Origin of the sequence: Pseudoalteromonas tetraodonis (assembly GCF_002310835.1) — a bacterium.
In the GTDB taxonomy this organism is placed as follows: Bacteria; Pseudomonadota; Gammaproteobacteria; order Enterobacterales; family Alteromonadaceae; genus Pseudoalteromonas; species Pseudoalteromonas tetraodonis.
Genome location: NZ_CP011041.1, coordinates 3043371 through 3068742, shown reverse-complemented (window position 1 = coordinate 3068742; position 25372 = coordinate 3043371). Strand labels below are relative to the sequence as shown.

Here is a 25372-nt window from a genome sequence, read left to right as displayed (position 1 = left end):
TATTTTTGACGGTAAAAACAATAAAAGCGCAAAATGCGCTTTTATTTAGTGTGCTCAGAGTTCGAGCTTAAGTACTGACTCAATTTATCAATCAGTTGATCTTGATATTCAAGCTCAACTGATTTTTGAGTTTTCGCTTCAAGCAATTCGTGGCTTAAATTTAAGGCAGCCATAAGTAATGCTTTTTGATCGTTTCTGACTGTTGAACGTTGTTTCATTTGTTCAACTAAATCATTCAGATTTTTGGCGGCCGCTTTTAGTGCCTCTTCTTGCCCCGCAGGACAAGCAAATTGCTGCTCTTTACCAAGCAATTCAACAGTGACTCGCTGGTTTTGCAGCTCAGACATTAGCTTGCCTGTTGCGCGCTTTGTAATTTATCTAACAATGATGACAAGGTGGTACTTGCATCTTTTTGTTTTTCTTCATTTTCAAGGGCTTCTAACTGCAATAACTCATTTTCATCAAGTAGCTTGCTGTTTTGCTCTTTAAGCTCTGAAATATCAGTTTGTAACTGATTATTACGGGTAATTAGTTGGTCGATCAGTTGTTCGAGTTGTTGAAGAGTGTTGTTGTTCATAAATGCGCTCATATAACTGTAATTAATGTCATGCAAATGTAAAGCAAAGTGTGTTTATTTGCCAGCATTTACGCTGGTTTTAGGTGATTTTTATTCTATGTTAAGGGATAATTCACGCTATTAGCTTTTTCATTCAGAAGCGGTTCACGTAAACCCCCGCTTTTGCTGGTATCGATTGTCAAAGTAGTGTGCTTATGGTTCACTGATTTTATTAAATAGCGTATGGTGAAAATAAATAATGCTTAGTTACAGACACTCCTTTCATGCGGGTAACCCTGCCGATGTACTTAAACATTTAGTGTTAGCGCAAGTACTGGGTTATCAAACAATTAAAGATAAGCCGCTTGACTATATTGATACGCATTCGGGGGCTGGTTTTTTTGAGCTTGCTGCGCCTGACGCGCAAAAAACCCAAGAGTACCAAGATGGCATTGAAAAACTGTGGCAACATACTAGCCAACACAGTGCCTTAAATGACTACATTGAGCTAATAAAATCATTTAATGAGAGCGCATCGTTGGCGTTTTACCCAGGCTCACCAAAAATAGCCGAGCACTTTTTACGCCGTCAAGATAAGGGCTGGTTTTTTGAGCTGCATCCGCGAGATTTAGTCTTACTTGAAGAAAACATGCAAGGTAAGCGTTCTATTCGTGTACGCGGCGAAAATGGGTTTGCAGGCTTAATTGGTTTGTTACCGCCAGCTTCGCGTAGAGCCTGTGTGTTAATAGACCCACCTTATGAAATAAAAGACGATTACAATACGGTAGTACAAACCATTGTTAAAGCACATCAACGCTTTGCAACAGGGACTTACATGATCTGGTATCCGGTTGTGGACAGAGAACGTATTGATAATATGGAGCAGGGTTTAATTGACGCGGGCATTAAAAATATTCAATTATTTGAATTAGGTACTGAAGCAGATACAGAAGTACATGGTATGACCGCCTCTGGAATGATAGTGATAAATCCACCCTGGAAGCTGAAACAAACTATGGATGACGTGTTACCTGAACTAGTAAGCTTGTTGAGTAAGCCAAGTGGCTTTTATCGCAGCGAGCAGTTAGTTGCCGAATAAAAATAAAAAAGCCCAGTTTAACTGGGCTTTATACTGTTCTGCTTAGATGCGGAGTATTGTTACGCTTAATTAAAAGTAAACAGCGTTAAAGGTTGCAAGTTGCTTGCCTGCCTCATTTTGTAATACTAATTTTTCACCGTTAACTTGCCATTGCGTTGCTGCTTGCAGCACACCCGCCATGGCGCTTTCTTGTTCCATATTGTCATGACACATTTTTTGCGTGGTTGCTAACTGCGTAAAAGTAACCATTTGCTTCGATACTTCATAACCGCCATTAAAGTTATTGCACCCTAAAAAACCGTGCACAGTGTTGTCACTATTAAATTGAATAAATGGCTCTTTAGTATTCACTTCAACGAGATTGCCGTCGATTGAAACGGCTTTGAAGTAGGTATTTACTAAGTCAACGTCTGGCTTTGGCGCTACTTTTGAAACAATAATTTCTAAAGGCTCTGATGAGGCCGTATTAGCAAAAGGCGAGTTACTTGTTGTGCTGGTGTATAGTAAGTTTCCTTGATTATTAATGGTTGCGCGCACGCTGTAGCGATGGGCTGGATCAATTTTTTCAAGGTTGTATTCAAGCTCTACTTTATACGGCGGTGCGCCTACTAAATCAATTACCTGCTCAGAAATAACGGTTGCTGCTACATCCATTTTTGACACATCAACCAAGGTAACGGTTAGCTGTGAATTAGGCGCTAATAGGCTGCGATCTAGGTAGCTAACTTGTACTGGTAGAGAGGCTGTTGTTTGTTTCACAGCGCTATTTTGCTGTGCGGTGTCATCGTTACATGCGCTAAGCATAAGAGTGCCACTTGCTAAAAAACATAGGCCTGCAACCGACTTTAAGATTGAGTTTGGCTTTGGTGAGAACATAACAGTTCCTAGATATAATTACCGATATAAACAGTAGCATACGGCTAAGTTACTTAATCATCGCTTAACTTGTAAATACAGCCAATACAGAAAGTTGAGATATAAAAAAAGACGCTAGGCGCCTTGATTCGTTACTTATTTTTTAACGTATTTAGTTAAAATTACAATACGTTGTCCATCAACACGCCCTTCAATATGTTCTGGGTTGCTGGTTAAGCCAATATTGCGCACAGCAGTACCGCGCTTTGCAGTTAAGCTGCTACCTTTCACATCTAAGTCTTTTATTAAGGTGACGGTATCGCCAGCTTGTAGCACTACGCCATTACTATCAATGTGTTTAATATCATCATCTTCAGCAAGCGCTTGCTGAGCCCATGTTAATGTGTCTTCTTCAAGGTAAATCATATCAAGTGCGTCTTGTGCCCAGCCATTATCGGCTGCTAGTCGTGTCAGCATGCGATAAGCAACAACTTGTACCGCCGGTGTTTGGCTCCACATGCTGTCATTTAAACAATGCCAATGAGTAGGAGTTAAATCGCGGGTGCCCTCAATTTGATCTTTACATGTTTGACAGGTGTAAATGCATTTATCTGAATGAGCTTCGGTAACTGGAGGTACTTCGTATACAGTTAAGTTATCTGTTGCTGCGCAGAGTTCACATTGGTTGTTGCTACGCTCTATTAAGGCTTGTTCAATGCTCATATTAGGGGCTCTTGTGAGTTTATAAAAAATTTATAAGAGCATTATACCTTATAACCATAACCTTTGGGTATGCTCAGAGCGGCTGATAGCAGCAAAACCTTATAAAAAATAAGGTTAATAAAGGTTTTTATTTTAAGAATATAAATTTAGGCTTAGTCGCTTGTTTTTTATTCGAATTAAAATTGCAGCAAGTCTTTAAAGTTTCACTATACTGGTTAGGTGTAACAATAAAAATAACGCTCACATCACTGCAAAACAGGAAGGGTAATGCCAAATAATCCAGACGTAAAAAATTCATCTATTTTGGTCACTCAATATATTGCTAGGCAACCCATTTTTCATGCTGATAGAAGCATTTTTGCCTTTGAGTTACTTTATCGCGATTCAGTTAATAATGCCTTTCCTGCGGGAACAACCGACGGGCAGGCCACTGGGCGACTTTTTTTTAATGCGTTAATGCTGGTTGGGGTGGAAAAGCTGGCGCTTAATCAGACCGTGTTTATAAACCTATCTAGTGAAGGACTTTTAGAGGATTTACCTACATTATTGCAGCCTGAAAATACTGTAATTGAAATTGTTGAGCGTACTGAAAATATCGAGCTTGTTACTCAACGAGTAACTGAGCTAAAAAAAGCAGGGTATGTATTTGCGTTAGATGATTATGACGCGCATGAAAAATGGCAACCTTTGCTCAGTTTGGTTGATTATATAAAGCTTGAAGTAGAAGAGCCTATAATAAAAACCACCATGCTACTTAAAAAGCTCAAACGCAATTACCCTGAGGTTAAAATAGTGGTAGAGCGAATTGAAACCTATGACGAATTTAGGCAGCTTAAAGAAGCTGGATGCGATTACTTTCAAGGATTCTTTTTTGCACGGCCAGAAATGCTCAGTTACGGTAATGTTGAGCCGTTAAAAATGGCGGTTTTTGATTTATTGCGCTGCACATCTCGTCCTGACTTGGATTTTAACGAAATTAATCAACGTATTTCTAAAGATGTGGGTTTAACCGCACGTGTTCTCAAACTAGTTAATGCTCGCTCTGCTAATAAAAATTTAGTGATTACGTCAATTCCACAAGCGGTTGTGTATTTAGGGGAAGATTCTATTAGAAAGTTTGTACGAGTACTGGCGCTGAGCGAACTTGGCTCAGACAAACCTAGTGAACTTACTCGTTTAGGTTTATGTAGAGCGCAGTTTATGCAATTGATTTTAGAGCCCGGCGGAAAGATTATTGCAGAGCAAGGCTATTTAGTCGGCTTGATGTCGGTGCTTGATGCTATTTTAGATATGGAACTGGAAGCTATTGCCAAAGAGTTTAGTTTAGGGGCTGAGTTATCTGGTGCACTTTTAAGTTTTGATGGCATGATGGGGAACTCATTACATTTAATAAAAGCAGTAGAAGAAGATAACTGGCAATTGGCTAAAAAGTTGCTAGAGACTATTCGCCCTGCATCAGATATAGAGCTGGTGTATACAGCCATGTTAGATGCGCGCCAATATGCGGATGAGTTATTAGCCACCATTATTGAACAAGACTAACGCAAAACGTTTGGGTATGATTGGCACATATTGATTTTACTTAGTATTACACCATGCGTTTACTTTTACCTATCACGACTATTTTAATTGCCTTAGCTTTATTGATCCCCGGGGTGACCCAGCCGGTGTTGAGTATGGAAGGCAAAATTGATAAATCTAAACTTGCTCAAGCCGGTATTGAAATGCTGGCAGATGAAGGAAATCAAAACACCCGTAATATGCTAATGATGATCTCGAGTATGTTGGGATTAGACAAACTTGAAGGCGAGATCAGCGCTTATCAAAAAACGCGTAGTATTTGGGGCACCGTTAACGAACTGGCCGATAACAAAAACTACTTAGTGGCGATATTAGTGGCGTTTTTTTCAATAGTGATCCCAACAATTAAGCTGCTGCTTCAATTGTTTTATTGTGCACTGAAGGAGACTTCGTTTAAGTACAAGCTTGGTAAAGTGATAATTGGCTTAAGTAAATGGAGTATGGTGGATGTGTTTGTTATTGCATTAATCGTGGCTTACATGGCTGGTAATGCAAACGCGAACTCAGAAGACTTACTTAATATGCATGCTGAGTTTGGTACTGGTTTTTGGTATTTTACCGGCTATTGCCTGTTCGCCATTGCGGCTAGTAGCTTGATAAAGCCAATGGTAAAAACCAGTTAATGATTGAGTTTTAAAGCCAGTTACCATAAACTTTTAGCGTCTATTTACTTTTAGGTTATTTCATTGCAACGTATTTACTGTATTTTACTCACGCTAACTTTGTTACTCACTTTTGTGGGTCAATCTGTTGCGTCTGTATCTATGGTATGTGATGTGCCGCATATGAACATGGCAACCCATGCATCGATGCAGCATAGTGAAATGGCAATGAGTGACGACGCTGATACAACAACCATGTCTATGGATTGCTGTAGTGAGCAAAGCACGTTAACCCAAGATTGCAGTTGCCCAATGAGTGCTTGTAATTCGCATTCGGCCTTGCATGTAAACTCGCTATTTATAGCTTCCAAATTACCCTCTGAAAAAGTGCACCTTGCTGTCATGCAGCGCCAACCTAATTTTGCACGATCTCTTTATCGTCCTCCTATGCCTGCATAACCGCAGGATAGGTGTATTCAAAATCTAGCCATTTAGCTTTTTGTCATCTATCTGCTTAAAAATTTAATCGTTTTTTATTTTTTAAATTTAAGTGGAGCAAGTGATGAATCACTTCGCAGTATTAAAAGCCGTTTGTGTGAGCAGCTTATTGAGCATTAGTGTCTCTGTACACAGTGCTGAACTGAGTTTAAATGAGGCAATTAACTATGCCTTAAACCATGAGCCTTGGCTTAAAGCCAGCAAACAAAAACAAGCATCAATTGAAGCAAAAAGTATTGCCGCAGGTACCTTACCTGATCCGGTACTCACGCTAGGGTTAATGAACTTACCCACTAATGGTTTTGCTTTTGATCAAGAAAATATGACCCAATTTAAAGTAGGAATTAGCCAATCGTTAAGCCGAGGCGATAGTTTAGCATTGCAGCAAAAAGCACTGTCTCAGTCGGCTGCGGCAGAGCCTTGGCTTCGTAAAGATAGACTCGCGCAGGTAAAAACCACAGTGACCGAGTCATGGCTCAATGCGTTCAGAGCGCAGCGAACTATTGCACTTATTGAGCAGGACAAAGCCTTGTTTACTCAGCTAATCGATATTACCGAATCAAGTTATGTAAGCTCGGTGGGTAAAACACGCCAACAAGATATTATTCGTGCGCAATTAGAGCTAACCCGCCTTGAAGATAAACTAATGCAACTTGATCAACAGCTTCAAGGTGCTAAAAAGCGGTTAACACAATGGTTGCCCATCGACATGCTAAGCCAGCCTGTTGGTGAGGGCTTTTCACAGGTTTCAGCGTTAAAAAACTACACGGAGTTAGAGTTTCAGCAATTGATGGCATTGCTATTAAAGCACCCCGCTATTATGGCGATTGATAATGCAATAGAGGCAAAGCAAACTCAAATCAGTGTGGCTGAGCAAGGCTATAAACCGCAAATTGGTGTGAATATGGGATATGGTTATCGTGATGATATGCCAATGGGGGGCTCGCGAGCAGACCTTTTCTCTGTGGGAGTGAGTATCGATTTACCGTTATTTACCGACAATCGCCAAGATCAACTCGTTAATGCCGCGATTGCTGATAGCGAAGAGGCAAAAACACAAAAATTAATTGCCCTTAAAAAGCTACAAGGAATGTACTTTAAGGAAGTCAGCCAACTAACACGATTAAGTCAGCGAGCAGCGCTCTATAAAACTAAATTATTGCCGCAAATGGCCGAGCAATCCCAAGCGACCCTTAATGCTTATACTCGCGATGATGGTAATTTTTCGGATGTGATGCAAGCGCGGATTAGCGAATTAAATGCCAAAATAGACGCACTTAATATTCATGTTGATCAAAAAATTATTATTGCACGGTTAAATTATTACGCCAGTGCTGATGACGCCAGCTTAAAAAACTTATCACAGCAGGAGCTAACCTATGAATACTAATTTAAAATTGTCATTGGTGGCTATATGCAGTGCAGCGCTGACGGCCGGGGTGTTATTGAGCTTGCCAGCTGAGCACACTATGCCAAGCAATGACAAAACCAGTAGTAAAAAAGAGCCGCTTTATTGGGTGGCACCAATGGACAGTAATTATCGTCGTGATGAACCGGGTTTATCACCTATGGGTATGGATTTAGTGCCTGTTTATGAAGAGTCAGACAGTGGCGCCAATGAAGGCCCCGGCAGTGTTAAAATTTCACCTACCGTGATCAACAACTTAGGTGTACGTACGACACCGGTGGAGTTTGCAGCGCTGGAAAATGAAGTCAACACGGTAGGCTATGTACAGTATAACCAAGACCAGCTCATTCATATTCATCCGCGGGTAGAGGGCTGGGTAGAGACATTATATGTGAAGGCCGCAGGCGATCAGGTTAAACAAGATGAGCCACTTTATACCTTGTATTCACCGCAATTAGTCAATGCCCAAGAAGAGTTTGTTTTAGCGTTAAAGCGCAATAATCCGGTGTTAATTCGGGCGGCTAAAGCACGTTTAAAATCGCTTAATGTGTCTGAGGGTTTTATTTCACGCTTACAAAAAAGTCAGCAAGTGCTACAAAATATTACTTTTTATTCTCGCCAAGGTGGCGTTGTTGATGAGCTTAATATTCGTGAAGGGTTTTACGTTAAACCAGATACATCAATGATGAGTATTGCTCAGCTTGACGAAGTGTGGGTTGAGGCTGAGGTATTTGAACGCCAAGCTGAGCTGATCCGTGTTGGCTTACCGGTAACCATGACACTCGATTATTTAAGTGGTCAACGTTGGCAAGGGCAAGTGGATTATATTTACCCTACTTTAGATGCTAAAAATCGTACTTTACGAGTGCGTTTGCGCTTTAATAACGAAGGTCATCAGTTAAAACCAAATATGTTTGCGCAAGTGAGTATTCATAGCCAAAAAGCTGAAAAGCAGTTAATTGTGCCTAAAGAGGCGGTTATTCGCACTGGTAGCCAAAACCGCATTGTAATTGCGCTTGGTGAGGGGCGTTTTAAATCGGTTGAAGTAACCTTAGGGCGAAGCGATGCGACTCATACTGAGATTTTATCGGGTGTTATGGCTGAAGATGAAGTGGTTACTTCAGCACAGTTTTTAATTGATTCAGAGTCGAGTAAAAGCTCTGACTTTAAGCGTATGCAAGCCCCTTCGCACAGCACAATGGCAATGAGTGATAGTGACCCAAGCATGGCTACTGTGAATGGGGTTATCAACAGCATTGACCCTAGCACGCGGGTTATGAATATTAGCCGTGAGGCGATTGAAAAGTGGGGGCGCGGACCTGCAACTATGGACTTTGTGTTAGCAAAAAATGTAACCATTGAGGCGTTTAAGCTAAATGATGAAGTTACATTTACCTTTAGTATTGAGCAAGGTGAGTTTGTGATCCATACAATGACTTCTGTGCATGCTATGCACAGTCAGCACGAGTAGGAGTGGTTATGATTACTGCAATTATTCGCTGGTCTGTTGTTAATCGTTTTTTTGTACTGTTACTGACCGCTATATTGATTGGTGGCGGCTTGTATACTGTAAAAAACACCCCAGTAGATGCCTTACCCGATTTATCTGATGTACAGGTTATTGTTAAAACATCTTACCCTGGGCAAGCGCCGCAAGTAGTGCAAGATCAGGTCACATTTCCTATAACCACGGCGATGTTATCGGTACCAGGGGCGCAAACAGTACGCGGTTTTTCGTTTTTTGGTGACTCCTACGTGTACGTTATTTTTGACGAAGACACTGATTTATATTGGGCGCGAAGTCGTGTTCAAGAATATTTAAGTCAAGTATCTGCGCGTTTACCCAATACGGCAATTGCAGAGCTAGGCCCCGATGCCACAGGAGTTGGTTGGGTGTATTTATATGCACTCACTGATACCACAGGTAAGCATGACATAAGCCAACTACGCAGTTTACAAGATTGGTTTTTAAAGTTTGAACTGCAAACTGTGCCCGGTGTATCCGAAGTAGCATCGGTAGGTGGCATGGTGAAACAATACCAAGTTAACGTACAGCCCGATAAGTTACGTGCCTATGGTATTCCGCTAAGCCTTATTCAAACTGCCATTAAGCAAGGCAACCAAGAAATGGGGGCATCAGTTGTTGAAATGGCAGAAGCCGAATACATGGTTACCAGCACTGGCTATGTAAAAAGTGTGGCTGATTTAGAAGCGATTCCTTTAGGTATAAACGCTAACGGTACTGCACTACAGTTACGTGATGTTGCTAATGTGCGTTTAGGTCCTCAAATGCGCCGTGGTGTTGCCGAGCTTAACGGCGAAGGCGAAGTGGCTGGTGGCGTAGTAGTGATGCGCTTTGGTGAAAACGCGCAAAAAACTATAGAGCTCGTCAAAGCTAAATTGGAGTCACTTAAAAAAGGCCTGCCCGAGGGGGTTGAAATTGTACCTGTGTACGACCGCTCTCATTTAATAAAAGACGCAGTTGATAACCTCACCTCTAAATTGATGGAAGAGCTGATTGTAGTTGCTTTAGTGTGTGTGGTGTTTTTATTCCATGTACGCTCATCGCTGGTGGCTATTATTACCTTACCGTTAGGCATACTCACCGCTTTTATTATTATGCATTGGCAAGGGATTAACGCCAATATCATGTCATTAGGCGGGATTGCTATAGCGATAGGTGCCATGACCGATGGTGCGATTGTGATGATTGAAAACATGCACAAACACATGGAGAAAAAACCGCTGACCGATGAAAATCGTTGGCAAGTGGTGATTGATTCTGCCAGTGAAGTAGGGCCTGCATTATTTTTTAGCTTATTAATCATTACAGTTAGCTTTATGCCGGTGTTTATTTTAGAAGCTCAAGAAGGGCGAATGTTTGCGCCATTGGCTTACACAAAAACCTATGCAATGGCGGCATCTGCCGGCTTAGCAATTACCTTAGTACCCGTACTGATGGGGTACTTTATTCGCGGTAAGGTGATATCTGAAAATAAAAATCCGGTAAACCGTTTACTAGTAAATAGTTATAAGCCACTGTTAAACACAGTCTTAAAATTCCCCAAAAGCACCTTGTTGGTGGCACTGATTATTACTTTAGTGGGCTTTTATCCGGTAAATAAAATAGGCAGTGAGTTTATTCCACCTCTTGATGAGGGGGATTTAATGTATATGCCAACCACTTACCCTGGGATTTCTATTGGTAAAGCGCGCGAGCTATTACAGCAAACCGATAAGCTGATTGCCACTGTGCCCGAGGTGAAAACCGTATTTGGTAAAATTGGACGAGCGGAAACGGCAACCGATCCGGCACCACTCACCATGATTGAAACCTTTATACAGTTTAAGCCTAAAGATCAGTGGCGCGAAGGCATGACCACCAAAAAGCTCAAACAAGAGCTGGATGCTTTAGTAAAGTTCCCAGGACTCACAAACGCTTGGGTAATGCCTATCAAAACGCGAATAGATATGCTGGCTACAGGGATTAAAACCCCTGTGGGTATAAAAGTCGCGGGGCCGAATTTGAGTGAAATTCAAAAAATAGGTCAACAAATAGAAGTACTGCTTAAAGATCTTCCAGGTACCGCATCGGTTTACTCAGAGCGAGTAGCGGGTGGGCGTTATATCAAGGTCGATATTAACCGTGAAAAAGCAGCGCGTTATAGTTTAAATATTGCAGATGTGCAGCAAGTGGTCGCAACCGCCATTGGGGGAATGAACGTGACTGAAACGGTTGAGGGTCAAGAGCGATACCCGGTTAATATTCGTTATCCGCAAGCGTATCGTGATTCACCAGAGGAGTTAATGCTGCTGCCTATTGTAACCCCTGCTGGGCAACGCATTGCACTTGCCGACGTGGCTGATGTATACATTAGCGATGGCCCTCCTGGCATAAAAAGTGAAAATGCCCGTTTAAATGGTTGGAGCTTTATTGATATTAAAGATACTGACATTGGCAGCTACGTAGAAAGTGCTCAGCAGTTACTAAACGAGCAGCTAATTTTACCCGCAGGGTATTCTATAACTTGGGCAGGGCAATATGAATACATGGAGCGCGCTAAGGCGAAACTGAGTTATGTGTTGCCGTTAACCTTAGCCATTATTGTGGTACTGCTTTACCTGAATTTTAGAAGCTTCACTGAAGTATTTATTATTATGGCGACATTACCACTGGCAATGATAGGGGGTATTTGGCTCATGTATTTAGAAGGCTTTAATTTCTCTGTTGCTGTGGGGGTCGGCTTTATTGCCCTTGCTGGGGTGGCCGTAGAAATAGGCGTTATTATGTTGGTGTATTTAAACCAAGCCTATAAAGCGCAAGTAGAGGCCGCCGCTCAATTAGGAAAAAGCATAAGTATTGAGCAGCTTAAGCATGCCATATTAGAAGGCGCCGGTTTGCGCGTTCGCCCTGTAATGATGACGGTAGCAACCATAGTGATTGGCCTGTTACCGGTGTTATATGGCACAGGCACGGGGAGTGAAGTAATGAGTCGAATAGCCGCCCCCATGGTTGGCGGTATGTTTAGCGCCATTGTTTTAACATTGCTGGTGTTACCCGCGGTGTATTTATTATGGCGAAAGCGAAACCTATAATTTTTACACTGGTTGTGTAACTTGTACTGTAAAAAATCAGTACAAGTTACCCATCCTTACTTTACCTGCTGATTTTATTGTGTTTTTTGTTGGCATGATTCACGCATCTATTTAATCATTAGGGTTAAATAGTAAGGAACGCACATGCAAGTTAAAACAATCCAAGAAGTGTTCGATTGGACAGTTCAATTTCACACACAAATGGCCGCTAATTTTTTTAGTGTAAAGGACCTACTCGGGGAGCATAACAAACAGCTAATTGATTATTGTGTTGAGTATGAAAAAAAGCTCGCTGAGGATTTAATTGGCTTTAAAGCCATCACGCAAATAAACACATTAGATACGTATTGTTATGAGTATTTTTCAGAGCACTCAGAAATTATTAACTTTACTGATTTAGATCGCAGTAACCAGTTAGATGAGCAAGTAATTCAAGAATATTTATCAAAGCAGCATCAAAAAGTATTGAACGCATATAGTTATTTGGCTGATAAAGCACAATCACCTGAGGCTCAAGAAAAACTAAGTGAGCTGTTGCAACTTGAAGAGCAAGGATTAAGGCAAATGATACAAAGCATTAATCGTCATGCAGATATGTAGCAACAAGTGTTACGCATAAAAAAGGCGCTGTAATAAGCGCCTTTTTCGTGTGTAAAATAATAGAGCACATTTAACTTTGCTCTACATCAACCACTAAGTCACTCGTAATTGACTCAAGAGCGTTAATTACTTCGTCTTTGTTAAGCCCATTAGGCAGGCTAACGGTGGCAACGGCACTAAAAATTGGCACCCCCCAGTTTGGCGCACTTTGCTGCCTTGAGTTTAAGTTCGTAATATTAGCGCCTTTATGACGAATAACACTTGCCAACTCCTGGACTATACCAGGGCGATCGTTCCCGGTGATCACAAAATTAAGCTGCTCGAGTTCAACAGGCTCAATTTCGGTGTTGCCTTTTTCTATACGGACATCTAATTTAGGAAGCCCATTAAGCGCATCTTGAAATGCCTGTAAATGCTCTTCAGCCACCTCAACTTGTATAATGCCAGCAAAGTGGCCAAGCAAATGACTTAAATTACTGCTTAACCAATTACCGTGGTTTTCCAATATAACCGATGAAATACTTTCTACTAAACCGGGGCGATCTTCCCCTAAAATGGTTATTACCAACTGCTTCATAATAGTTCTCTTTTTAAGCCCAAATGAAAAAATAAATGCATAGGCATTAAGTGATGCGATCTAATGTATGTGATTCTTAATGTATGTAAAAGCTAACCACAAAAGGATTGTTATATCTTAATAGGTTACTTTATTATTGTTATATTAGATGCCCATTGAGTATTGTCTTGGATAAATAGTTTGTCCAATTAATAATTGATTTAGTTTATTAATAACACATAAATAAATACAATTATTTAATAAAACAATACTTTAATATTATTTTGTGGTTCCAGTAAAGAATTATTACGACTGTAACATTACTGTCACTTTGATGAAATATAATGCGCCCAACGTTAAGATATAAGGGTGTTTTGATGACTTCAAATCCGAATAAACCGACTTTTAATACGGATCGAAGCCGTCTATTTAAAGACCGGTTTGCTAAGTTTGGCATAACCGCAGGCGGTATAATGGTATTAATAGCACTGCTATTGATCTTTTTTTACCTTCTTTATGTAGTGCAGCCTATTTTCGAGTCAGCTAAAGTTGAAAAGCGCGCTAGCTTTAATGTTGCTAATGCTGAGCAAATAGTTGGGCTTGGTGTTGAAGAGCAAACTGAGGTTGCTTACTTACTTGATAATCAAGGTCAAGTTAACTTCTATAGTGTTGATAAAGCAAACTTTGGTAAAAAACTAAAAACACTTAATGCCACTTTACCTGCGAAGGTAACCAGCTTTGCAAATAGTGCTCCTTTTCAAGGTCATTATGCGTATGGCTTAGAAAATGGCACCGTGACTATTGTTGCGCCTAAGTTTTTAGTCACCTTCCCTAATAATGAACGTAAATTAAGCCCGCGTTTAGGTTATCCATTGGGTGAGATGGCGTTAGAAGTTGATGAACAAGGTGCTGCTATTAAGCGTTTTGCCTTTAGCCATTATGAGGACAAAACAGCCGTTGTGGCACTTACCGCCGATAAACGTGTGGTATTTAGCAGCTTTGTAGCCGAAGAAAATATGTTTACCGGTGAAGTCGAATGGCAAGTTGAACGTACCGAATTGAACGTTGATGGTCGCGTAGATGAGTTATTAATGTCGCCGGATACCACCCGCACATTTGTTCGCTCTGCTAATCAAATTTACGTATTCGATACTCGCTACCCAAGTGAAGTAGAGCAAATCCAATTATTATCTGCCAACGAAGAAAACGCTAATATTGTGTCATCACAATTATTAGCTGGTGCTAACTCCCTGATGCTGGCCAATGATAATGGTGAAATATCGCAGTGGTTTGAAGTAAACACTGACTCAGGTCGCGAGTTTCAAAAAATTCGTTCGTTTGAAACCACTAAGCAAAGTAAGCTCAATGTTTTTACTGAATTCTACCGCCGTACCTTTTTTACAACTGGTCAAAATGGTGAGCTAGGTGTTTATTACACAACCAGTGAAGCAAAGTTGTGGCAAGGTAAAGTCAGTGACGGTGCAATTGAACAGTTTGCTATTGCTCCGCGTTCAAATGCCGCGTTGATTTTGGCTGATAACAAGCTAACGGTATTAGAAATTCATAACGAACACCCAGAAGTTACGTGGTCAGCGCTTTGGCAAGAAGTATGGTACGAGGGTTACCCTGAGCCGGGTTATATTTGGCAATCAACGTCTGCAAGTGATGATTTTGAATCTAAGTTCTCACTGGTACCAATTTCATTTGGTACTTTAAAGGCTGCTATGTATGCAATGTTATTTGCTGTGCCTATTGCTATTTCAGCCGCTATTTACACCGCTTACTTTATGTCGAGCGAATTACGTCGCGTAGTTAAGCCGACCGTTGAAATAATGGAAGCTTTGCCAACGGTAATACTCGGCTTTTTAGCTGGCTTGTGGTTAGCGCCTTTAATTGAAGAGCACCTGCCGGCTATTGTTGGCTTACTCGTATTACTGCCATTAGGTATTTTAGCAACCGCTTTAGGTTGGACTAAATTACCTGCAGCTATTCGCCATAAAATTCCTGAAGGCTCACATTCAATTTTATTAATTCCTGTGGTGTTATTTATTGGTTGGTTGTCATTTGCGATGAGCGAAAGTATTGAACTGTGGATGTTTGATGGCAATGTGCGTCAATACTTAACCAATGAGCTTGGTATGACTTTCGATCAGCGTAACTCGCTTGTGGTTGGTATTGCGATGGGCTTTGCGGTTATTCCCACTATCTTCTCAATTGCGGAAGATGCGGTATTCAGCGTTCCTAAGCATTTATCCAATGGATCGTTAGCATTAGGTGCAACGCAGTGGCAAACGCTAATTCGCGTGGTGTTACTAACGGCTAGCCCAGGTATTTTCTCTGCGGTTATGATGGGGTTAGGTCGCGCCGTAGGCGAAACCATGATTGTACTGATGGCAACCGGTAATACGCCGATTATGGATTGGAGTATTTTCCAAGGTATGCGTACCTTAGCCGCTAATATTGCCGTCGAAATGCCAGAGTCGGAAGTGGGGAGTTCGCATTATCGAATTCTATTCTTAGCCGCCTTTGTATTATTCATATTTACCTTTATTTTCAACACAGTTGCTGAATTTGTTCGTCAGCAGCTGCGTGAAAAATATAGCTCAATGTAAGTGGAGAAACACGACATGGTAAAGCAGTGGTTTAGGTCTGGTTCTCCTTGGATTTGGATGACCGGTGGTGCCGTCAGCATCAGTTTAATTTCAGTAATTGGTTTACTCGCCATGATTGCATGGAAGGGATTAAGCTTTTTTTGGCCATCTCAAGTTATGCAATATGAGCTTGAAGGCTCGATTACTAAACAAACCGTTATTGGTGAAATTTACGACCGTGAATTAGTACCTAAGTCGCGTTTAGCGGCAACCGGTATTGATGTTTCTAAATTTGAAAAAGACGAGGTTGAGCGTTTACTAATTAAAACCGGTAACCGTGAGTATGTAGATTTAGACTTTCGCTGGATACTTGAAACTGATATTACACAAAGCTCAGCACCAAAAGCACTCGCGGTATTTGAGCGTAGCAAAAACGGTAACTTTTACGGTTATGTAGAATCAGTAATTAAAGATGGTGAAACAATAACTACAGATAAAGTTGAAACATTACATGATCTTGTAGAGCGTGCGGTTGATTTAAATGACGAAGCACTGGATTTACAAAATGGTGATATTGGTCATATAAACTACGAGTTAGAGCGTTTACGTTTGCAGGAAAAAGCCTATTTGCTTGATAACGAGCTAACTGATGAGCGCGTAGCTGAACTTGCTCAAGCCCGTGCTGATTTACGTGCGCAATATGGTGAGCTTGAAAAAGAGTTATTTGCACTGCGTAACCAAGCTAAGCGTGACCAAGTAACTGTGAAAGATATGCGTGGTGAGATTGTTACTATCCCGCTTTATCAAGTGTTGGATGTATGGTTTCCAAACGATATGGGCTTTTTTGCTAAACTAGGCCATTACTTTGTGCAGTTAGGCAAGTTTGTTTCAGATGACCCACGTGAAGCCAATACCGAAGGCGGTGTATTTCCTGCTATCTTTGGTACGGTATTCATGGTGATGTTAATGGCTGTGATTGTGACGCCATTTGGTGTGGTTGCCGCTATTTATTTGCATGAATATGCAGCTAAAAACGCAATTACTAAAATGATCCGTATTGCGGTTATTAACTTAGCGGGTGTTCCGTCAATTGTATATGGTGTATTCGGTCTAGGTTTCTTTGTGTATATGGTAGGTGGCAGTGTTGACCAACTATTTTACCCAGAATCATCGCCTACGCCTGTATTTGGTACACCCGGTGTGATGTGGTCGGCACTCACCTTGGCTATATTAACTCTGCCTGTGGTAATTGTGTCAACCGAGGAAGGTTTATCTCGTATTCCAAGCACAGTACGTGATGGTTCATTAGCACTGGGCGCGACTAAGGTAGAAACGTTATGGCGAATCATTATTCCTATGGCCAGTCCTGCTATTATGACGGGGTTAATTTTAGCGGTTGCTCGTGCTGCGGGTGAAGTTGCACCGCTTATGCTGGTGGGTGTGGTAAAAATGGCACCAACGTTGCCGCTTGATGGTAACTTCCCTTACATACACTTAGATAGAAAGTTCATGCACTTAGGTTTTCATATTTACGATGTTGGCTTTCAAAGCCCTAACGTTGAAGCGGCGCGTCCGCTGGTATATGCAACGGCCTTTTTGTTAGTGTCGGTTATTATTACCCTTAACATCACCGCCATTGGTATACGCAACCATTTACGTGAAAAATTCAGATCGCTTGAGCATTAATTTAGTATAGGTAACAAACATGATTACAGTCGCTCCAAAAGTAAACCAAGCAAAGCCAAGCTTGAAGTTAGATTTAAATAATTTAACAGACGAACAAAAAGCGCTAGAAATTAAAGATCTCGACCTTTACTACGGTGATAAACAAGCACTGAGTAAAGTAAATATGAACATTCCGAAAGGCCAAGTAACGGCATTTATCGGTCCGTCGGGTTGTGGTAAGTCAACTTTGCTGCGTTGTATTAACCGTATGAATGACTTGGTTGATATTTGTCGCATAGAAGGCGAAATAATGCTGCACGGGCAAAATATTTACGACAAAAGCGTAGATGTTGCTGCGCTTCGTCGTAATGTTGGCATGGTGTTTCAGCGTCCAAACCCGTTTCCTAAATCAATCTACGAGAATGTGGTTTACGGTCTTCGCCTGCAAGGGATCAAAGAAAAGCGTAAGCTTGATGAAGTGGTAGAGCAATCGCTACGTGGTGCGGCATTATGGGATGAAGTAAAAGACAGACTTCACGATAGCGCATTCGGTTTATCGGGCGGTCAGCAGCAGCGTTTAGTTATTGCTCGCTCAATTGCGATAGAGCCAGAAGTATTATTACTTGATGAACCAACATCAGCACTCGACCCGATTTCAACTCTAGTGATTGAAGAACTAATTAATGATTTAAAGAATAAATTTACTGTGGTTATTGTTACTCATAACATGCAACAAGCAGCGCGGGTATCTGATCAAACCGCGTTTATGTATATGGGTGAGCTCATTGAGTATTCAGATACCAATACCTTATTTACCACACCAACGAAGAAAAAAACTGAAGATTATATTACCGGACGCTACGGCTAGTCGGGTTAAAACGCTAAAACAATGAATTATTAAAGAAGGTCATTATGGAACACAACATTAATAAACATATTTCTGGTCGTTTTAACCAAGAGTTAGAAGATGTGCGAAACCATGTACTGAGTATGGGTGGGTTGGTTGAGCAACAACTTAATAGCGCGCTTGATGCAGTTAGCAAAAACGATGCGGTATTGGCACAAAAAGTACGTGAAAACGACTACAAAGTTAATGCAATGGAAGTCAGTATTGATGAAGATTGCACCCGTATTATTGCTAAGCGCCAACCGGCAGCCAGTGATTTACGTTTAGTAATTGCAATAGCAAAAACCATTGCTGATTTAGAGCGAATTGGTGATGAAGCTAAGCGAATTGCTAAAGTTGCACTAGACTCATTTACTAAGGATCAACAAGATTTATTAGTAAATATTGAAAATATGGGTCGCCAAGTATCTAAAATGCTGCATGACGTTTTAGATGCATTTGCACGTATGGATGTGCAACGTGCATTTGAAGTGCATAAAGAGGATGCTAAAGTAGATAGAGAGTATGAAGCTATCACCCGTCAAATAATGACGTACATGATGGAAGATCCGCGCTCAATTCCAAAAATTATGGATTTAGTATGGTCTGTTCGCTCATTAGAGCGTATCGGTGATCGTTGTCAAAACATCGCTGAATATGTCATTTATTTTGTAAACGGTAAAGATATTCGTCATACATCTCAAGAAGATATTGAAAAATCACTGTAGTGATACGAATAACTAGAAAATAAGAAAGGCAGTAATACACTGCCTTTTTTATTTTTTGTAAATAATTGAATGAGAAAAAGCGTTCACAATCTAGCTTAATGCTGTAAAATTCACGCTGAACAGCATATTGAATTGATTAAAGGGTCAGTTATGCCAACAAATTTTTTAGGTGTTTTTGCAAAATCACCTATAAAACCAATAGAAGAACACATCAGAAAAGCGCATCAAGCAAGCGAAAGTTTGATACCTTTTTTTAATCATGTTTTTAAAGAAGAATGGCAACAAGCTGAAGAGCTACGTTTAACTATTCGTAATTTAGAACGTGAAGCCGATGAAATGAAAAGAACTATACGCTTACAACTACCTGGCGGATTATTCATGCCGGTAGAGCGTACAGACCTTCTCGAATTAGTAACCCAACAAGACAAAATTGCTAATAAGGCAAAAGACATTGCTGGGCGTGTAATTGGTCGTGAGATGATCATACCAAAAGAGATTCAAGAAGACTTTTTGGCGTATGTAACTCGTTGTGTTGATGCAACAAAACAAGCATCTAAAGCGATTAATGAATTAGAAGAATTGTTAGAAACGGGCTTTAAAGGCAGAGAAGTTACTCTGGTTGAAAAAATGCTCGTAGAATTGGATGCCATAGAACAAGACACGGATGAAATGCAAATTAGAATACGCCGCCAACTACGTAAAGTAGAAAGTGAGCTAAATCCAGTAGATGTAATGTTTTTATACAAAATCATTGAATGGGTTGGCGAGCTTGCAGATATTGCAGAGCGCGTAGGATCACGTCTTGAGCTGATGTTAGCTCGTTAATTTAAAATCAGTTCAAACACGAAAGATTAAGGTTACACAATGGATATCATTGCATCTTACGGCACGGTATTAATTTTAATTGCCGCAGCAGTCGGCTTTTTTATGGCTTATGGTATTGGCGCAAATGACGTTGCCAACGCGATGGGTACATCAGTAGGTTCAAAAGCACTTACCATTAAACAAGCGATTTTTATCGCGATGATTTTTGAGTTTGCAGGTGCTTATTTAGCCGGTGGTGAAGTAACATCAACAATTCGTAAAGGGATTATTGATGCGGCCCCATTTGCCGACATTCCTGAATTGATGATTTTAGGTATGATCGCCTCTTTATTTGCCGCGGGCAGTTGGTTATTAATGGCCTCGTTTTTAGGCTGGCCGGTATCGACGACTCATTCAATCATTGGCGCTATTATTGGCTTTGCTCTGGTTGCAGTAGGCACAGAGGCTATTCAATGGGGTAAGGTTGCCGGTATCGTAGGTAGCTGGATTGTAACGCCGGCGATATCAGGTTTTATAGCGTACTTAATATTTATGAGTGCGCAAAAGCTGATATTTGATACAGACGCTCCACTTAAAAATGCCAAGCGCTTTGTACCAATATACATGGGTTTAGCTGGCTTTATTATGGCACTTGTGACCATTAAAAAAGGCTTAAAGCACATTGGTATTAATTTAGGTACCTTTGAAGGTTTTGCTATTTCTATAGGTATAGCGGTACTAGTTGCTGTTATTGGTAAAATTGCGATTTCTCGTTTAAATATCGATCCTAAAGCGGATAGAGAAATGCAGTTTAACAATGTAGAAAAAGTGTTTGCAGTACTTATGGTGCTAACAGCCTGTTGTATGGCATTTGCTCATGGTTCTAATGATGTTGCTAATGCAATTGGACCACTAGCTGCTGTTGTAAACATTGTTGAAAATAATGGTGAAATCGCGAAGAAAGCGGCTATTGCTTGGTGGATATTACCACTGGGTGGTTTAGGTATTGTTGCCGGTCTTGCTATTTTAGGCAAAAAAGTAATTAAAACCATTGGTGAAGGAATTACACATTTAACACCAAGCCGTGGTTTTGCTGCTGAATTAGCTGCTGCATCTACCGTTGTTATTGCATCGGGCACAGGCTTACCTATCTCAACCACACAAACCCTAGTGGGTGCCGTGTTGGGTGTAGGTATGGCACGTGGTATTGCCGCACTTAATATGGGTGTAATAAGAAATATTGTAGTTTCTTGGGTAATTACATTGCCAGTTGGTGCTGCCCTTGCTATTGTTATTTTCTACGTACTAAGAACCGCTTTTGGGGTTTAATAAAAAGTACTTAAAAGACTTTTAGCTTGAAAAGATCTCAACGCCCTTGGTGTTGGGGTCTTTTTATTTGTGGAAAGAAAAATGACCAATCTCCCTAGTATAAAGCAGCTACAGTATTTATTAGCTGTGCATCAGCATCAACATTTTGGCCGCGCAGCAAGTGCCTGCTTTATTGGCCAGTCAACGCTGAGCACCGCAATTCAAAACTTAGAAGAGACCTTAGGGTGTCAGCTTATAGAACGAGAAAATCGCAGCCTTATGTTTACCACCATTGGTGAAGAGGTTGTTGAGCGTTCAAGAAAAATCATTAACGACACTATTAGCTTAAAAGAGCTTACCAAAAGCTTTTTAACGCCGCTTAGCGGCACATTAACGGTAGGTGTTATTCCCACGATTGCGAGCTTTATTGCAGCGCCTCTTTATCACTTTTGTCAGCAAACGTTTGCTGACTTAGAGTTAGTTTTAGTGGAGGATACCAGCGACAAGCTACTTGATAAGTTAGAGCATGGGCAAATTGACTTGGCACTATTAGCGCTGCCCTACGAAACCGATAAATTTCATACACAAGTACTTGCACAAGATCATTTTAGCTTAGTGCACCATAAAGACTACACACCAGCTAAAGGCATTGAAGACTTTAATTTACTACCAGAAGCGAGTGTATTTTTACTTGAGCGAGAGCACTGTATGACTGGGCATGCGCTCAGTGCGTGCCATTTAAACCGCTCTAGCTGTATAAATCCCTTTGAGGCAGCTAGCTTACATACTTTATTGAGTATGGTTGAGTACAAACTTGGCGTGACTTTTTTACCGCAAATGGCGATTAACGCGGGTATTTTAGAAAACAAAAACATGCTTGCTACGCCATCACAAGGTGATGCCTATCGTGATATTGGTGTACTGTGGCGCAAAACAACGGGGCGGATTCGTGACTTTAAATTGTTTAGCCAACAGTTAGAGGTCTTTTTGAAAAAGCAGTGCAGTGTTGATTTTAAGTAACGTAAAAAAAAGCGTATTAGAGATAATACGCTCAATAACACAGGGAATTAAAGTGGCTGCTTGTGCTGGCCATGGTAGCTCTCTAGAGGCGGTAAAAACAATAAGTAAACCCACACAACAACATTGAAGTAAGGCACCAGTCCAAGCACTGTAAAGGTTTTTACAGGGTAGCCTTTAATCTGGGCATACTTGTAACATTGAAGCGCAATAGCAAAGTGTATAAACAATAATAACGTGATTAGTTGCGTCATAAACATCCTCCTTATGACCAAATGTCCATCTTTAAGAGTATAGACATCTAGACGATAAGAAATAAAGATGTCATGTAAAATCAAGGTAATCACTTAATTTTCATGACATTGTGCTGCCGATAAGCAAAGTATAGGTTAGATGGGCAATTTTGGTAGTAATAAATTGCTTAAATTTGTTTATTAATGTTTATAGTGATGTGAGGGTATCTTGATAAAAAATAGGGTTGTTCTTTATTTTTTCTAATTCAATCAGTACCTTGTCGATAGGGACAGGGCGAGCAATAAAATAGCCTTGCCCGTAGTCTACGCCTATTTCTTTGAGTGCAAAAAATACTTCAGCGGTTTCCACATATTCAGCCACAGAGCGCTTATCTAGTGACCGACTGATGTCGTTTATAGCTTTTACTAGCGCTAAATCAATGGAGTCGTTAAGCATATCGCGGACAAATGAGCCGTCAATTTTCACATGTTGGGCTGGTAATTGTTTAAGATAATTAAAGGTACTAAATCCGGTACCAAAGTCATCAATCGAAAAGTGGCAGCCTAAATTATTTAACCGTTCAATCATTTTACGAGTGGCAGCCAAATTATTAATGCTAGCCGATTCGGTTATTTCAAAAATAATTTTTGACGGAGACACTTGGTATTTTTCGAGGCTCGACTCTATTAACGGCAGTAAACGCTCATCTAAAAATGACTGTGCCGATAAATTTATTGCAACCTGAAGAAGCTCTGGGTGCGCAGCAACACTCGCAATACTGTTACGAATAACACATTGATCCATTAAAAAGGTGTCGTTAAGCATTTCCAATGAGGGAATAAACTGATTTGGGTAAATAAGTTCGTCGTCGAGCTTTAATCTCAGTAGTACTTCAAAGTAAGCAACCTGATTAGTTTTAAAATCCCAAATGGGTTGATAATGAAGTTCTATACTGTCTTGTTGTAGAGCTTGGCGTACGCCATGGCCCCATTCTAAGCCCGTTTGCAGCGCATTGTTTTCACCATCTTGTTTTGAATAACAATGTACTAAGTTACGGCCTAAATTTTTAGCAATATATAACGCAATATCTGATTGCTTTAAACATTCATTTGGGTCGCAGTTATCAGCGGTAATTTGTGTTAAGCCAATAGAGCAGCTAATTGAATACACTTGATCTTCTGACTTAAATTGGTTGCCTTCAATGGCACTACAAATCCCCTCTGCAATTAAATGTGCGTCTAATAAATTGGTGTTTTTAAGGATTACCGCAAACTCATCGCCACCCACACGGCAGATCAGGTGCTCATTACTAATATTGGCAATAAACAGTTGTGCCACTTCTTTTAAAACAATATCGCCTTGTTGGTGGCCTTTACTGCCGTTGATTATTTTAAAGTGATCAAGATCGATATAAATAAGCGCATGCTCAATATTTGCATAGGTATTTTCGCTTTGACAAATATAGTTAAGTTGTTGGTCGAAGTAATAACGATTATGTAGGCCGGTTAACGTGTCATGCAATGCTAAATGGCGTAATTGAAGCTCAGCTTGCTTACGCTCATGAATATTATCGAGTGTGGCGGTAATGGTCGCGTTATTACTGCTATTTTTTATTAGCTGGAGGCGGCATTCAACCCACACCGAATTGCCATTTTTTTGTTGCAGTTTAACTTCTATTTTTTGTTTATTTGCGCCACCTTGTAAAATGTCATCAATAGTGGATTGTAATGACTGTTTATACTCTTTGGTACAAAATGCAGTTAATGGCTGTTTCAAGGTCGATTTAACCCCAAAACCACTCAAAGACTCCCATGCAGGGTTTATAAAGCGAATATTGCCTTGCTGGTCTAGCTCAAGCACCACGGTATTTAGGTGCAATAAAATACGTTGATGTGCTGAAAACAGGTCGCGATACTTTACTTCACTAATACTTAATTGCTGCACTTTATTGGCAAATTCAGCATAGCTGACCATAAAGTCTTCACGACGAGCTGCGTGGTCACAGACTTTATTTAAAAATGAGGGGTCGTAAGGGGCGCGAATAAAGTCGGTAACGCCTGAAAGTAATAACTGCTCTGCGTAATCGGCATCGTTTTTATCAATAATAGTAACAATGGCTTGCTGAGGGTTATGCTGCAGAATTTTTTCGACTAATTGATTTGAGCTTTCTGCTTGTGCCGCTGTGGCATCCAGTAGCACGATAGCAAAAGGCTGCTGATTATAAGCACTTAGCGCCGCTTTTTCAGTTGTGACATGGGTGATAGCAAAGTTAAGTTTTAATTGCTCACTCATATCATTTGCCCTGCTGGCAAAGGGTTCTAATAACAACAGGTTTAAGCGACTACTTTTTTCTAAATGGCTCGACAACACATTTGCGAGTATTTGCGGCAGAATATCTTGGCGCTCAAAAGGCAGTACCGCATCTATGCCATAACTTCGTGCAGTAGTCTCGGCGATTCGCTCACAATAAATGGGCGGAATTAGCAAAATAGGCGTGTTTTTAGGCGTGTTTAGTAATCCAGAGCGGATCATACGGGAAAACCGCCAACCATCAATTTTACCTACATCTAAGCCGGTTATGATTATATTTACGCTTTGATTTTTTAATATTTTTAGGGCGTCTTGGCTGTCTGATGCTTCAATGAACTCAAACACATTAAGCCTCTCTAACGTGGCACGAATAGTCTGGCGCTCATCATTACTTGCATTCAATATTAGCAATTTAAGCTGTTTTGCCACGTAGGTACCACTCCGAGAGATGCAGATCATAAAACAGTAAGAGTAATGATATTTAGCGATAAGAACAAGCGTATTTAACCGCTATTTTAAATGTAGTTCATTGGTGGCTAATTAGGGAGAATATAGGAGTTATCTTGAGCTTCATTAGTAATAGTTAAATACCCAAACCACCTCAAAATGCAGAATTCAGCGCTTCACAGGGGCTTAATATCAAGGCGATACTTTGCAGTAATGGTAATCCCTTTCAAGAAGTAGCAACGATGAGAGTATGCCCCTGTGAAACGCCCACGGGTTGGTTTAAAAGCGATTTATACTGCGTTATTGAT

General features: G+C 40.6%; 22 protein-coding genes. 15 read left to right on the top strand and 7 right to left on the bottom strand.

The features are described from left to right. Positions 1-41: 41 nt before the first annotated feature. Both PTET_RS14295 and PTET_RS14290 read right to left on the bottom strand, forming a co-directional pair. Positions 42-347, bottom strand: coding sequence for a cell division protein ZapA (locus PTET_RS14295; protein WP_013466007.1), 306 nt, complete (start codon positions 345-347; stop codon positions 42-44). Then, entirely contained in the window at positions 347-577 is a 231-nt protein-coding gene (locus PTET_RS14290; protein WP_008466311.1) for a hypothetical protein, read from the bottom strand. Before PTET_RS14290 ends, PTET_RS14295 begins: the two co-directional genes overlap by 1 nt. Before the next feature lie 238 nt (positions 578-815). Here PTET_RS14290 and PTET_RS14285 point away from each other — a divergent pair, with 238 nt between their 5' ends. Beyond that, a complete protein-coding gene (locus PTET_RS14285) occupies positions 816-1655 on the top strand; it encodes a 23S rRNA (adenine(2030)-N(6))-methyltransferase RlmJ (protein ID WP_013466006.1) in 840 nt (279 codons plus the stop codon). A gap of 69 nt (positions 1656-1724) precedes the next feature. On the opposite strand, the gene PTET_RS14280 is transcribed toward PTET_RS14285, so the two are convergent. Together PTET_RS14280 and PTET_RS14275 are read right to left on the bottom strand one after the other, a co-directional pair. Next, on the bottom strand, positions 1725-2531 hold the full coding sequence (locus PTET_RS14280; protein ID WP_096038808.1) for an META domain-containing protein: 807 nt from the start codon (positions 2529-2531) through the stop codon (positions 1725-1727). Positions 2532-2666: 135 nt separating this feature from the next. Further along, positions 2667-3233: a PhnA domain-containing protein gene (locus PTET_RS14275; RefSeq protein WP_024601949.1), complete on the bottom strand. Its 567-nt coding sequence runs from the start codon at positions 3231-3233 to the stop codon at positions 2667-2669. A 267-nt stretch (positions 3234-3500) separates the two neighbouring features. Here PTET_RS14275 and PTET_RS14270 point away from each other — a divergent pair, with 267 nt between their 5' ends. The 7 genes from PTET_RS14270 to PTET_RS14240 all read left to right on the top strand — a co-directional run bounded on the left by PTET_RS14270 (position 3501) and on the right by PTET_RS14240 (position 12518). Next, positions 3501-4775, top strand: coding sequence for an EAL and HDOD domain-containing protein (locus PTET_RS14270; protein WP_013466003.1), 1275 nt, complete (start codon positions 3501-3503; stop codon positions 4773-4775). A 53-nt stretch (positions 4776-4828) separates the two neighbouring features. After that, positions 4829-5437, top strand: a complete 609-nt coding sequence (locus PTET_RS14265; RefSeq protein WP_036956722.1) for a paraquat-inducible protein A — start codon at positions 4829-4831, stop codon at positions 5435-5437. A gap of 63 nt (positions 5438-5500) precedes the next feature. Next, complete coding sequence (locus tag PTET_RS14260; RefSeq protein ID WP_096038807.1) at positions 5501-5875, top strand: hypothetical protein; 375 nt, start codon at positions 5501-5503, stop codon at positions 5873-5875. A gap of 103 nt (positions 5876-5978) precedes the next feature. Continuing rightward, positions 5979-7304, top strand: a complete 1326-nt coding sequence (locus PTET_RS14255; RefSeq protein ID WP_096038806.1) for a TolC family protein — start codon at positions 5979-5981, stop codon at positions 7302-7304. After that, positions 7294-8793 carry an efflux RND transporter periplasmic adaptor subunit gene (locus PTET_RS14250; protein WP_096038805.1) on the top strand — a complete coding sequence of 500 codons (1500 nt, stop codon included), beginning with the start codon at positions 7294-7296 and terminating at the stop codon, positions 8791-8793. The genes PTET_RS14255 and PTET_RS14250 overlap by 11 nt, the downstream gene beginning before the upstream one ends. An 8-nt stretch (positions 8794-8801) precedes the next feature. Then, the gene (locus PTET_RS14245) at positions 8802-11918 is read left to right on the top strand and encodes an efflux RND transporter permease subunit (protein WP_096038804.1); all 3117 of its coding nucleotides are present in this window, start codon (positions 8802-8804) and stop codon (positions 11916-11918) included. Positions 11919-12062: 144 nt separating this feature from the next. Beyond that, complete coding sequence (locus PTET_RS14240; protein WP_013465997.1) at positions 12063-12518, top strand: hypothetical protein; 456 nt, start codon at positions 12063-12065, stop codon at positions 12516-12518. A 70-nt stretch (positions 12519-12588) separates the two neighbouring features. On the opposite strand, the gene PTET_RS14235 is transcribed toward PTET_RS14240, so the two are convergent. Further along, the gene (locus PTET_RS14235) at positions 12589-13095 is read right to left on the bottom strand and encodes a glycine cleavage system protein R (RefSeq protein ID WP_013465996.1); all 507 of its coding nucleotides are present in this window, start codon (positions 13093-13095) and stop codon (positions 12589-12591) included. A gap of 356 nt (positions 13096-13451) precedes the next feature. Here PTET_RS14235 and PTET_RS14230 point away from each other — a divergent pair, with 356 nt between their 5' ends. From PTET_RS14230 to PTET_RS14200, 7 genes are all read left to right on the top strand, one after another. Continuing rightward, entirely contained in the window at positions 13452-15686 is a 2235-nt protein-coding gene (locus PTET_RS14230) for an ABC transporter permease subunit (protein ID WP_013465995.1), read from the top strand. 15 nt (positions 15687-15701) lie between these two features. After that, positions 15702-17351 (top strand): phosphate ABC transporter permease PstA, encoded by a 1650-nt coding sequence (gene pstA, locus PTET_RS14225; RefSeq protein WP_013465994.1) that lies wholly within the window; start codon positions 15702-15704, stop codon positions 17349-17351. 19 nt (positions 17352-17370) lie between these two features. After that, positions 17371-18198: a phosphate ABC transporter ATP-binding protein PstB gene (gene pstB, locus PTET_RS14220; RefSeq protein WP_008114812.1), complete on the top strand. Its 828-nt coding sequence runs from the start codon at positions 17371-17373 to the stop codon at positions 18196-18198. Positions 18199-18242: 44 nt separating this feature from the next. Continuing rightward, positions 18243-18944 carry a phosphate signaling complex protein PhoU gene (gene phoU, locus PTET_RS14215; RefSeq protein ID WP_008114815.1) on the top strand — a complete coding sequence of 234 codons (702 nt, stop codon included), beginning with the start codon at positions 18243-18245 and terminating at the stop codon, positions 18942-18944. A gap of 150 nt (positions 18945-19094) precedes the next feature. Continuing rightward, the gene (locus PTET_RS14210) at positions 19095-19769 is read left to right on the top strand and encodes a TIGR00153 family protein (protein WP_008114817.1); all 675 of its coding nucleotides are present in this window, start codon (positions 19095-19097) and stop codon (positions 19767-19769) included. Positions 19770-19808: 39 nt separating this feature from the next. Continuing rightward, on the top strand, positions 19809-21077 hold the full coding sequence (locus tag PTET_RS14205; RefSeq protein ID WP_008114819.1) for an inorganic phosphate transporter: 1269 nt from the start codon (positions 19809-19811) through the stop codon (positions 21075-21077). 81 nt (positions 21078-21158) lie between these two features. After that, a complete protein-coding gene (locus PTET_RS14200) occupies positions 21159-22076 on the top strand; it encodes a hydrogen peroxide-inducible genes activator (RefSeq protein ID WP_013465992.1) in 918 nt (305 codons plus the stop codon). Positions 22077-22123: 47 nt separating this feature from the next. On the opposite strand, the gene PTET_RS14195 is transcribed toward PTET_RS14200, so the two are convergent. Both PTET_RS14195 and PTET_RS14190 read right to left on the bottom strand, forming a co-directional pair. Beyond that, positions 22124-22327 carry a hypothetical protein gene (locus PTET_RS14195; RefSeq protein WP_008114823.1) on the bottom strand — a complete coding sequence of 68 codons (204 nt, stop codon included), beginning with the start codon at positions 22325-22327 and terminating at the stop codon, positions 22124-22126. Between the two features lie 187 nt (positions 22328-22514). Next, the gene (locus PTET_RS14190) at positions 22515-25046 is read right to left on the bottom strand and encodes an EAL domain-containing protein (protein WP_096038803.1); all 2532 of its coding nucleotides are present in this window, start codon (positions 25044-25046) and stop codon (positions 22515-22517) included. Positions 25047-25372: the final 326 nt, after the last annotated feature.